Annotated in this window: 1 protein-coding gene; it reads right to left on the bottom strand. The window is 67.9% G+C overall.

The features are described 5' to 3' along the window. Positions 1-13,378 (bottom strand): lonely Cys domain-containing protein (locus ACIREO_RS39635; RefSeq protein ID WP_404119965.1); only part of this gene is annotated, 13,378 nt, incomplete at both ends.

Raw genomic sequence — 13,378 nt, 5'->3', positions numbered from 1 at the left:
GTGCCAGTCAGCCGGACCGACCTCACCGAACTCCAGCGTGCCGTCAGACCGACGTATCGCCGTCCCGGACAGTGTCAGGTCCAGGACCGGGAACGGGACTCCCCCAAGATCACGGCCCCAGATCTTGCGATCAAGAGTCTCCAGAGCGTATTCGGGCGCCAGCGCGCCCACACGCTGGAGATGAAGCGCGGACAGGACGGCCAGGCTGCTCGCCGACTTCGCCCTCTCGTCCATCGCCAGCCAGAACAACGGGCCGCGGTGTTCAGCAGCCACCTCGACTGCGGTGTCCAGCATGAACACATGACGGACCACGGCATTCAGTTTGACCAGATTGAACGGACCGTCCCGCAGAACAGGCTCGGCCCGCCGCAGCCGGTCGAGCCCCGCAACGGCAGCCAGGAGCGCGTCGTAGAGCGGTTTCTGCTTTTCGTCTGACGTGATGTCAGAGCCGTACAGCTCCTCCACCAAAGGGCCGTGCACGGCCTCCAAGGCCTCCAGCAACACCTCGACTTCGATCGCGGTCAGCTCGGCAGGGGCATCGACCATGGCCACGTCGTCCGGCACCACGCCGTCCTGGAAACCGGGCAAGGACGGAGTTTCGCTGACGGCATCCAGGCGGGAATCCGACGCCTCCGCCGGCGTGGGCAGACCACGTCCGGGTGGCAGCGGGGGTGGCACCGAGCCGTCCGGCTCCATCTGCGGGGAAGCCTCGGGAAGCGACACCGGATCGACCCACACCTGCTCCCGGAGCTCCGCAGGCGCATTCCTCCGCGCATCGGCCCAGCTCGTCCCCTCCGGCGAGGTGTGGGCGGCGATGTCCCCGACCACCGCACCCCACAGGTGCAGGTGGCGCTCGCGCAGACCGCTCTGCGCGAGGCCGTCGGGGGCCTGCTCGTCGAACGGTCCAAGCAGGCTGCCGGGCGCGTGGAGCCGGTTGGGGTTGCTCGCGTTGCGCGTCTCGTCCCGCAGGAACAGTTGGTGCGCCAGCTCATGCGCGAACTCCACCGGGTCGGCATCCGCCCACCACGCCCGCTGGTTCATCCGCTTGTCCCGGCCGACGAACTCGACCGTCAGATGCGGGTTGTCGTCCGGCCCGACCGGCTCGACGGTGACATGCAGCCGGTCACCGTTGGGCAGCTTGTACCCCGCCCGGTTTCCCGGCTGGCTCCCCGCCCGGTTTCCCGGCTGGCTCCCCGGCCGGTTGTAGAACCACTCCACACCCTGGCGCACCCGCGCCATCACAGCTTCGGTATCGACCCGCCCGTCGCCCGGGTGGAAGGCTAGCCGCACGGTCAGATCGGTGACGCTCTCACCGCCGTGAGTGAAGCGCCGCACATCGAAGGCCGATCGCACGACGTTCCGCCGTTGTGGCGGGATGATGTCGTCGATATGGACCCCCCTTGCGTCCACGACCCCCCGGACTCCGTCCATCTCGATCAGGAATCGGTTGTGCCCTTGGCGCGTCACGGTGAAGTCGTCCTGCCGGTCGCCATCCCGATCGACGACGTACGGGAGGCCGCCGCCGCTGAGGAACACCAGCCGGTTTCCGTTGAGCAAACCGCCGAACGGGCCGCCGTCGATCACACGCACCACGCCCATCGGGGAGCCGGTGGTGTCGTAGAACCAGGTGTCGCCGACGCTGTCGTCAAGTGCAATCAAGGCGCCGTCGAGCCACCTGTATTCCTGCGGCTGAGGGCTGCCGTCGTAAGCATCGAGTGAGGCCGTCAGCCTGCCGTTGGGCTGGTCCGCCTCGTCCTGGACCGTGCCGTGTTGGATGTGCGCGCCCTCGATGTCCACCAGCCCGCGGGCCCCGTTGGCCTCGACCAGGAACGCCACGTTCCCGAAGCGCACAACGGACGCGTCCGGTACCACGCTGCCATCGGCGTCCGTTACCCACATGTCGCTGCCGTGTTCGGGCAGGTGCACGAAGAGGCCCTGGAGCGGGCCGCTCCGGATCGCATACCCGCTGCGCAGCAGGCGGCCGACCATGTCGTAGACATCGACGCCGCCCCCGTCCCGCGCCACCGAGAACGAGTTCGAGCCGATGATCTCCACGGCGTTGTCCAGCGATTCGCCGTCGCCCCGGTACAGCTGCGCACCGCCGGGCCAGAACACCGGGGACATCACGAAGGTATCGGTGGCCACGTCGTTCCTGCCGGTCAGCCGGATGACGTCGTGGACGAACGCACCGCCTTCGTCCACCACCCCGAGGACCCCACCCACCTGGATCAGGTACCCCAAATCGCCATCGGGCTGCAGAGGCGTCACGGAGGAACCCGGCACCGACTGTCCGTCCGCTCCCACCACCGCGAGCCGGCCGGGCTCCCCGACGTAGCCCAGGGAATTGCCGCGCAGCGGACCGCCGAGGGAACCGGGCCTGATGCCCAGCCAGTTGCCGTTCCCGTCGTGGAGGGTGACCGTGCCGTCCCGCTCCACCGCGATCCGGTTGCCGTTGAAGCTGATCTGCGCCCGGTCCACTCGCTCATCACCGGCCCGGAACACCACCTTGAGGCCGGGCACAAAGGTACCGGTGACGGCGCCGTTCTGGCCGGTCAGCGAGATGTGGGGGACGTACACCCCATTGCCGTCCACCACCCCGACGCGGCCGTCCACTTCCACCGCGAAGCACTCATCGGGCAGCCGTACGACGGACACGTTCGACGCCACTGCGCCGTCCGCCTGCCACACAACGGGCGATCTGACGCGACCGCGAGCGTCGTCGCCGTAGGTCACAAACTGGTTGCCGCCCAGCAAGGTGCCCAGCGGTCCGGTTCGGGGCGTGTGCACGACGTGGAGCCGCGAGCCGGTCGGCCCGTAGACGGTATGCCGGTCCGCGGACCATACCGTGATCCGGCGGGCGTCCCCTGCGCCGTGGACGCTCACCCGCTCGGGCAACGGCACGCCGTCCTGGTACCGCCCCACCGGGTCGCCGGCTCGCACCGGAATCGTGACCACCACACCGAGCTCGTCGTCCATCTTGAAGGCATGGTGGGTGACCGCCCCCGTGCGGTCTATCACGGCGCCCGTGCCCTCTGCCCTCTCGATCAGGAACACGCCGCCCCTCAGCGGCGTCACGCGCCCCAGGGCAGGGTGACTGAGCAGCCGGGGCGGGCCACCGTCTTCGGGGTTGAACAAGCCGACCGCCCGGGGCTCACCGTCTTCGGGATTGGGCAAGCCATGAAGCCGGGGCGGCCCGCCGTCCTGGGGAATGTAGACGTGGAGGCCTTGGAGCTCGCCGGTGTAGCTGTGGATGTAGCCCTCGAGCCAGCCGTCCACGTCGTGGACGGCTGTCCGGCCCCCGCCCTCGCCGACCACCTCGAACGAATCCTGGTCGCGGGCCCTCGCCAGGTCCGGCGTCCGCTCGCCGTCGCGGAACACCTCGATGCCGCCCGCCGAACCGTCCACCGGCACGATCATGAACGCGCCGGCGGCGGCGGTCTGGCCGCCCAGCGAGATGACGACGTGGGTGACTGCCTTGGATTCGTTCACCACCACCCGGAAGTGCCCTGGCGCGTGGACGAGGAACCGGTCATCCAGCAACCGCGTCACGCTGGAGTGCGGCACCGTCACACCATTGGCCCCCAGCAGTCTGGGCCGCCCGTCCTCGGAGAGCACCAGGGAATTGTCGGCCATCGGACCTTCGAGAGAACCGGGCCAGTCTCCCAGCTCGTTGCCCGAGCCATCGAAGACGTGGACCCTGCCGTCACTCTCCAGCTCGATCCGTGCCCCACCGAGGGTGACCCGCACTGGGCCCGCCGGCTCACTGCCGCTGAACGCCATCGCGCTGCCGCCCCGGCCACGGACCGGCACGACGACGACCACGTCGTCCACGAGCGCCAGAGCCCTGTGGGTATGGACCCCGGCGCGGTCCACCACCATGGCGATCCCGTCGCTCTGCACCAGGAACCCGACGTCCCGTAGCGCTCGCACCTCGTGCCTCGTCCCGCGGGGGTCAACCATGTAGGGCGTACCACCAGCGGGGAGAACCACACGCAGCTCGCGACCCTCGAGCGGCCCACGCACCTGGAACACTGTGCGCTGCAGCCTGCCCTGCTCGTTGTAGAACTCAAACAAGCCGTTCCGCCCCAGCTTGAAGCTGGAGCTCTCATCGAAGGACGAGCGATGGTCCACCGGCCGACCGTTCACGAACAGCGTGGAGGGGCGCCCCCGGAGCGCTGACGTCAGGAGGAGGGACCCGGTCGGGGCACCACTCTCATCGCTCAGCGTGATCATGGTGTAGGTGTCCCCGGCACCGTTCACCACTTGACTGCCTTCGGGGGTCCGCACGGTGAACATGCCGGGCGCGAGCGCGAGCTGTGACGCGGTGACGTTCTCGATCGGTGCCCACTCGCTGCTCCGCACCAGCGGCGGACCACCGTTGACGGAGGTCAGCAGGAAGTTTCCGTTCAGCGGGCCGCCGTTGATGGGCCGTGCGTCAAACAGCTGGGTGCCGGTCAGATCGTGGACGGACGATGAGTCACCCGTCACGATGATCCAGCCGGCATCGGGTTCGACACTCGCCTGACCGGCCATTTCCAACGTGGTGTTCGAGTACACCGCCGCCATGCCGCGGCCGTCCACCGGCATGATGACGAACAGGCTGGTCGCCTTGTCCCCAATGACCAGCGGAACAACCTTGTGGTGCACGCCGGCCCGGGATATCACCAGGTCGGTCTCCCCCGGCAGCCGCACCAGGAACCCGGCATCTCCAAGATCCACGGCGGACGCGCTCGGGAGCGGCAGCCCGTCCGCCCCGTGCACCTTGGGATGGCCGCCGGTGGGCCGCAGCAGGTAGCTGCCCGCGGAGCCGGGCGGCAGTTCGTGCCTCTGGGCCAGCAGGCGGCCGTCCGGGGCATACGTGACGGCAGTGCCGCCCCGTTCCACCGTGAACGTGCCGTCCTCGGCGTCCGGGGCATCCATGACCGCGATGCCACCCTGTTTCACCGTGAACGTGCCGTCCTTGGCCATCCGCACCTTGTCGGGCGCCGACTCGCCGCCATCCCTGAACACCGCTTTTTTGCTGCCGATTGAGCCGCCCACCGGCATGATGACGAGCAGATCGGTCTCGGTATCGTGCTCGTCCAGCAGCCGGACCGCATAGTGGGTGCGGTCCCCGGTGTCGCCGTTCACCACAGCGCGGCCACGGTCCACCTCCACCAGCAGCCCGTGCTCACCGAGCGGGTGATGGCCGTCCGCCGCCCTCACGAGGCCCAGGCGGATCTGCGTTGCCAGAAGAAACGGCTCGTCCCCGTCGCTCCAATCCACAAGGTGAACGCCATCGCGGCCATAGAACGACACCGTGTCGTCGACTCGCACCGAGATCGCCTGTTCGCTGATCGCCACACGAGCCGGCAACCGCTTGTCACCCCGGAACAGGGCGGCGATGCCAACGCCCGGCGTGACGACGAACGTATCGGCCGCAACCTTCCCGCCCGTCAGCGGGACGACCGCGCCGGGCTCCACCGCACCCCAACGCACCAGACTCGGCGGAGCGCCGGGCTCGAAACGGAGATAGGTACCGTCGAACCCAGGTCCGGTCAAGGGCACCTGACGCCCTGCGACAGACGGCCGCACCACGTCGTCCCCTGCCGGCGCCGCCACTCCCGCGGCAGGGGCCTCGGCCTCCTGGTCAGGCCTGGAGAGGTCCGGGGGGACCGGGCCGCGCGGCGCGCTGTCCGACCATCCTTTACCGTCCACCAGCAAGGCATCCGCCGGTGAAAGGTCATCGCGCGGCCCGATGGCCGACACCAAGTCTTCGAATGGGGCCAGCGTTCGCCGCTTCAGGCCGGCTCTCGGCTTGTCCTTCAGGTGGGGGAGGTAGCGTCCCGGATCATCCGCAATATCCAGCATTATGCCGTTATGTGCGGCGTGCACAATGCGACCGATCGCCGCGCTGATGACACCTCGCGGGTCCTTCTTCCGGGCCTCGCTGCCCTCCGGTCCCGTCGGCGGCGCTGCCATCGCGATAGTGAGAGCGACATCGACGTCCAGGCCGAGCCCGTTCAGCTTCGGGTCGTGCCGCAACACCTCGCCGACGTGGGCCCAGGGCACCATGACCTTGCGCCCCCGCAGGCGCATATGCAGGTGGTAGGGATGGACTGTGAGTTGAGTTGCGCCTATACCTCTTACCAGGTACACACCACGAGGCCATGGCGGCGGTGTCAGAGGCTTGCTCGCACTGTGGTACCGCGATGTGACGGTCTTGGCTGTGTCGACCACCTTGGGGTCGTTCACCGTAGTCCGGTCCCAGTTACGGCCCGTCGCCCCGCCTTGGGGATCGACCAGCTCGGTTTCCGGGTCGAAGGCTCCCAGCATCTCCAGGTGGAAAGCGCCCAGCGCGGTCGGGTTGTACACGTCGCGTCCCGCGGCCGCCGCCTGGGTGACCAGTTCGAGCAGGTCACTAGGCGAGTCCGATTGCTGCCTCAGATGAAGGACCTCGGCTGCGAGCACGTCCGTGTATGGGACCCGGCTCGACCATTCCACGGCCTTCACCGACGCCCAGAACAGCCGTGACAGCTCAGGTTTCCCGACCACAGCGCCTTCGTCCAGGCGCAGGATGCTGCGGGCCATGCCATCCAGGTCCAACGCGCTCTTCAGTACCTGGGCCACCCCGCTGACCGACGGCAGTTGGACGAATTCGGTCAGAGCGATACCGGACCTGGCGGGCGCGGCCGCCCGGTGCAGCAGAGCGCGACAGGCGGTCCGCAGATCGCGGTGGGCGTCGGAGCGCGGGTCGCTGTCCACCAGCGTCACACTGTCGCTCAGCTGCGCTCGGCCCACACGGGCGGCACGCTCGAGCAGGTCCATGGTGAACGGCCCGAAGCCATTGAGCGCCGAATCGGCCGCACGCATGGTCTCCAGCGCGCAGATGCCACGCCACAGCTCGTCGTACTCACTGTGGTCCTCGATGGTCACCCCGAAGGCCAGTCGCAGCGCGCGAACCAGACGCAACGCCCGCTCACGGTCCTCTACCGAGACCGGCCCGTCACCGGTGTGCAGACCGGCGACGCGGGCACGGTCGTCGAGCTCGTCGCCCGAGGGCTCCGGCCGGAGCTCCACCCACCTGCCACGCCGCCCCCGCACATCGCTGTCCAGGACGTGTACCCACTTTTTTTCGGCCAAGTTGTACGCGGGCCGGTACTGGGCGGTGGCTCCAAAACTGACGCGCCCGGTCTCATTGGATATGTGCTGGAGTTCGCTGGTGACCGCCAGAGGGTCAGGAACGAAAGGAACAGGCCCATAACTTCCGGCCCGGAGGGTCGTCCCAATCCGGCCGGGGGTAAAGCAGGCCAGAATCGCCACCTTGTACTTCTTGGCCAGGTTCTGCAAGCTCGGGCGCCGCCGGAGCACGCCACCAAACGCACCGTCCCGGAGCCTATTGCTCGGGTTCTTCTCTGTCGGCGCGCGCATACTGCCCTCTCGGCCGTGCGCGCCGACACTGTACACAAATTCACCGAACGGAACATCGTCATCGTCTTTGGTCAGGATGCCCGTGACCGGATTCCGGTGCCAGGTTTCCCTCGCCGTCCTCGCATGCCGGTCCTGCTCCGCGAACGCCTCCTCACCAGGACCGAAGAAGGATCTACCCGTCGATAGGTTTTCGCGGTCCACAACGGTGTTGCTCAGCAGTTCTCGGTCCAGAACCCGGTCGGCCTCCGTATCGGCCGGGTCAGGCAACAGACCGGGAGGGCTCAAAATCCACACGGGGCGCAGCTTGCGCGTGCCTGCCGGGTCACCGACCTCCAGGTAGATGACGGACGGCAGGGCCGGGTCCCCGTGCTCATGCACGGTGCCGTTGGTCGACCAGGTGGGCCGCCCCAGGCGGTCCGCCACCCGGCGGGCCAACTCCACCTGCCTGGCGCCAGCGCCGGAAATACACAGCAGCACTTCCACGCCCACGGGGAGCCCAGCCACCGCCGGCAGTCCCCCGCCCGCGGGGACCCCAACCACCGCTGGATCGATGGCCATCAGCTCGACGAACACATCGATCGACACCCGACGGCCGAACACCATCACATGGTCATAACCGCCCTCGGCCCGTATCACAAACGGATGCTTACCCGTTCGGTGCCAGTCGGCCGGACCGACATCGCCGAACTCCAGCGTGCCGTCGGGCCGACGTGTCGCCGTCCCGGAAAGTGTCAGGTCCAGGACCGGGAACTCGACTCCCCCAAGATCACGGCCCCAGATCTTGCCATCAAGAGTCTCCAGAGCGTATTCGGGCGCCAGCGCGCCCACACGCTGGAGATGAAGCGCGGACAAGACGGCCAGGCTGCTCGCCGACTTCGCCCTCTCGTCCATCGCCAGCCAGAACAACGGGCCGCGGTGTTCAGCAGCCACCTCGACTGCGGTGTCCAGCATGAACACATGACGGACCACGGCATCCAGTTCGAACGGGCCGTCCCGCAGGACAGGCTCCACCTGCCGCAGCCGGTCGAGCAGATCAACGGCAGCCAGGAGAGCGTCGTAGAGCGGTTTCTTACCTTCGTCTGACGTGATGTCAGAGCCGTACAGGTCCTCCAGCAACTCCCTGACGCCGATCGGGGTGGACGGCTCGGCGGGGGCATCGACCATGAGCACGTCGTCGTCCACGAAACCGGGCAAGGACGGGGTGAAGGACATCTCGGCAAACCCAGAGGATCTGGGGCCCAACTCTTCGGAGACGGCCGACGACAACGGCGAGACCTCGGATGCGGCCCCCCGCTCCGCGCGGCCCTGCTCAGGGTCCTCCTCGGACGAGAGCATCCGGGCATCGGGGCCGACGGCGTCCCGCCTATCCGGGTCGCCGCCCAGGAGCTGCGCCGTGCCCTTGCCCGTGCCGTCTCGGCCTCCAACGGCTGGAGGGCTGTCGGCAGTCAGCGCACCCTGCCGCGCCTCGTCGTCGGAGCCGTAGTCCGAGACGTTGGATGAAACGCCGCTGGCCTCGCCGAACATTGACTCGGTGTCACTGCGGTCACCGAAAGACGAGGCGGTGTCGTCGCTGTCGGGCTGATACGGCACATCCATTGCGGAATCCTGGCCGATCGGCGCACCGGGATCGGGGACGGGGGCGATGGAGGGGGTGAAGGTGTGGGCAGAGGTGGGCGAGGGGGCAGGGGCGGCGACCCCGTCCGCATCCGCGAAGGGGAGCCAGTCCTCGGTGTCAGGCGTGGAGACGTCCGGCGAGGCCAGACCGCGCGGTGCGCTGTCCGACCAGCCGGCACCGTCCACCAGCGCCGCATCCGCCGGTGAAAGCATATCGCGCGGCCCGACGGCCGCCGCCAAGTCCTCCAGCCGGGCCGACGGTGCTGGCGGCAGGCCGGCTTTCACCTTGTCCGCCTTCAGGAGGAGGCGGAAGCGTGGGCGGAGGCGTCCCTTCTGAGCCACCTTTTCTAGTCTTATGCCGTTATGTGCGGCGTGCACGATGCGGCCGATCGCCGCACTGATGACACTTCGCGGGTCATTTTTCCGGGCCTCGCTGCCCAACTCCGGCGCTGCCATCCCGACAGTGAGAGCGACATCGACCTCCAGGTCGAGCTTGTTCAGCTCCGGGTCGTGCAACAACAGCTCAGCGACCTGGGCCCAGGGCACCTCACCCGTGAAGCCCCCGGGCAGGGACATCTTCAGGTACGGAGGATTGCGTTGAACCGTCGCTGGGGGTAGACCTCGCACCAGGTACACACCACGAGGCCATGGCGTCGATATCAGGGGGCCCTTGCCGATCCCCTGGCCCCGCTCCACGACGGTCTCGGCTGTGTCGACCTCTTTGGCGTTCACCGTAGCCCAGGCCCAGTTACGGCCAGACGCCCCGCCTTGGGAATCGACCAGCTCGGTTTCCGGGTCGTAGGCTCCCAGCGTCTCCAGGTGGAACGCGGCCAGCGCGGTCCGGTTGTCCAGGTCGCGTCCCGCATCCGCCGCCTGGGCGGCCAGTTCGAACAGTTCGCCGGGCCGGGCCAATTGCCGGGGCTTCAGATGAAGGGCCACGATTGCGAGCGCGTCCGTGTCTGAGACCCGGTTCAAGAATTCCTGGGCCTTCACCGACGCCCAGAACAGCCGTGACAGCTCAGGTTTCCCGACCACCGCGTCGGCATCCAGGCGCAGGATGTTACGGGCCTCGGCAACCAGGTCCGCGGTGCCCTCCAGCCGCTGCGCCACTTCGACAACCGCCGGCAGTTGGACGAATTCGGTCAGAGTGGTGCCGGACCCTGTGGTCGCGGCCGCACTCTCCAGCAGAGCGCGGTAGGCGTCGGGCCCCGGGTCACCGTCCACAATGATCTGCCCGCCGACCAGCGCGACGTGCGCGTGGGCGGCACGATCGAACAGGTCCATGGTGAACGGCCCGAAGCCATTGAGCGCCGGATCGGCCGCACGCATAATCTCCAGCGCGCCGATGCCACGCAGCAGCTCCTCGTACTCACTGTGGTCCTCTATGGCCACCCCGAAGGCCTCGCGCAGGGCGCGGACCAGCCGCAACGCCCGCTCACGGTCCTCTACCGAGACCGGCCCGTCACCGGTGTGCAGACCGGCGACGCGGGCACGGTCGTCGAGGGCGTCACCCGAGGACTCCGGCCGGATCTCCACCCACCTGCCACGCCGCCCCCGCACATCGGTGTCCAGGACGTGTGCCCACTTTTTTTCGGCCACGTTATACATGAGCCGGTGCGGGGCGGTGACTCCGAAGGAGACGCGCCCGGTCTCGTTGGCCACGTGCTGGAGTTCGCTGGTGACCGCCAGCGGATCAGGGACGAATGGGGCAGGCCCATACATTCCGGACCGGTGGGTCGTCCCTCCCCGGCGGGGGGTAAGGCAGGCCAGACCCACTACCTTGTACTTCTTGTCCAGGTTCTTCAGGCTTGGGCGCCGCCGGAGCACACCACCAAACGCACCGTCCCGGAGCACATGCTTCGGGTTCTTCTCTGTCGCCACCGTCGTCATGCTCTCGCGGCCGTGCACGCCATAGGTGTACACATCGTCACCGAACGGAACACCGTGAGGGTCCTTGGTCAGGATGCCCGTGACCGGGTCCCGGTGCCAGGTCTCCCTCGCCGTCCTCGCATGCCGGTCCTGCTCCGCGAACTTCTCCTCACCAGGACCGAAGAAGGATCTACCCGTCGACAGGTTTTCGCGGTCCACAACGGTGTTACTCAGCAGTGCGCGGTCCAAAGCCCGGTCGGCCTCCGTATCGGCCGGGTCGGGCAACAGACCGGGAGGGCTCAAAATCCACTCGGGGCGCAGCTTGCTCGTGTCCGCCGGGTCACCGACCTCCAGGTAGATGACGTGCCGCAGGGACGGGTCCTCCGGTAGCGCGAACTCATGCAGGGTGCCATTGGTCGACCAGGTGGGCCGCCCCAGGCGGTCCGCCACCCGGCGCGCCAACTCCACCTGCCTGGCGCCCGCGCCGGAAATACACAGCAGCACTTCCACACCCGCGGGGAGCGCGGCCACCGCAGGATCGATGGCCATCAGCTCGACGAACACATCGATCGACACCCGACGACCGAACACCATCACATGGTCATGGCCGCCCTCGGCCCGTATCACAAACGGCGGATCCTCACCCGTTCGGTGCCAGTCGGCCGGACCGACCTCACCGAACTCCAGCGTGCCATCGGGCCGACGTGTCGCCGTCCCGGAAAGGTTCAGGTCCAGAACCGGGAACGAGACTCCCCCAAGATCACGGCCCCAGATCTTGTCATCAAGAGTCTCCAGAGCGTATTCGGGCGCCAGCGCGCCCACACGCTGGAGATGAAGCGCGGACAAGACGGCCAGGCTGCTCGCCGACTTCGCCCTCTCGTCCATCGCCAGCCAGAACAACGGGCCGCGGTGTTCAGCAGCCACCTTGACTGCGGTGTCCAGCATGAACACATGACGGACCACGGCATCCAGGGCATCCAGATCGAACGGACCGTCCCGCAGAACAGGCTCCACCTGCCGCAGCCCGTTGAGCCGAACAACGGCAGCCAGGAGAGCCTCGTAGAGCGGTTTCTGCTTTTCGTCTGACGCGATGTCAGAGCCGTACAGCTCCTCCAGCAACTCCCTGACGCCGATCGGGGTGGACGGCCCGGCAGGAGCATCGACCATGAGCACGTCGTCGTCCACGAAACCGGGCAAGGACGGGGTGAAGAACATCTCGGCAAACCCAGAGGATCTGGGGCCCAACTCTTCGGAGACGGCCGACGACAACAACGGCTGGGCCGCCGCACGGGTCTCTGTCGGCGCGTCCGTGGACACGTCACTGCGGATGTCACTCGGCGAAACGGTCGGCGTACCGGGATCGGCGGCGGGGCCGATGGAAGGGGCGGCAGGAGCTGCGACCCCATCCACATCCGCGAAGGGAAGCTGGACCTCGTCGGTGTCAGACGTGGAGACGTCCGAGGAGGCCAGACCGCGCGGTGCGCTGACCGACCATCCTTTACCGTCCACCAGCGCGGCATCCGCCGGTGAAAGCCCATCGCGCGGCCCGATGGACGACAATTTGTCGTTCATCGACAGGCGAAGGCGGGCGTGTCCCAGCTTCGTGTTCTTCAGAGATATGCCGGCACCTGCGGCGTGCACGATGCGACCGATCGCCGCACTGATGACACCTCGCGGGTCCTTCTTCCGGGCCTCGCTGCCCTCTGGTCCCTCCGGCGGAGCTGCCAGCTCGGCAGTAAGAGCGACATCGACCTCCAGGCTGAGCCCGTTCATCTTCGGGTCGTGCAACAACAGCTCAGCGACCTCGTCCCAGGGCACTTCACCCCTGAAGCTCCGGGGCAGGCCCATATGCAGGTGCGTGGGTTGGATTTTCGCTGTGGCCAGGCCTCGCACCAGGTACATAGCACGAGGCCATAGGCCCGGTGGTATCACGGCGCTGTGGGCGCCCTGACGGCCCGACGATGTGACGGCCGTGGCTGTGTCGACCACCTTGAAGTTGGTCATAGCCCAGCCCCAGTTGCGGCCCGACGCCCTTCCTTGGAGGTCGACCAGCTCGGTTTCCGGGTCGTAGGCTCCCAGCGTCACCAGGTGGAATGCGCCCAGCGCGGTCGGGTTGTCCAGGTCGCGTCCCGCGGCCGCCGCCTGGGCGGCCAGTTCGAGCAGTTCGGCAGGCCCAGCCGATGCCCGCGGCTTCAGATGAAGGACCTTGGTTTCGAGGGCGGCCCTGTCTGAGACCCGGTTCAACAATTCCAAGGCCTTCACCGACGCCCAGAACAGCCGTGACAGCTCGGGTTCCCCGACCACCGCGTCGGCGTCCAGGCGCAGGATGCTGCGAGCCCTGTCATCCAGGTCCGGCACGCTCTTCAGTGTCTGGGCCATCCCGTGGACCCGCGGCAGTTGGACGAATTCGGTCAGCGTGGTGCCGGGCCGGGTGAGCACGGCCGCCCTGAGCAGCTTGCGATAGGCGTCAGGGCCCGGATCGCCG

The organism is Streptomyces sp. NPDC102441, from assembly GCF_044765585.1.
Lineage (GTDB): Bacteria > Actinomycetota > Actinomycetes > Streptomycetales > Streptomycetaceae > Streptomyces.
The sequence above is the reverse complement of the archived record's forward strand: the minus strand, read 5'-3'. Positions and strand labels throughout refer to the sequence as shown.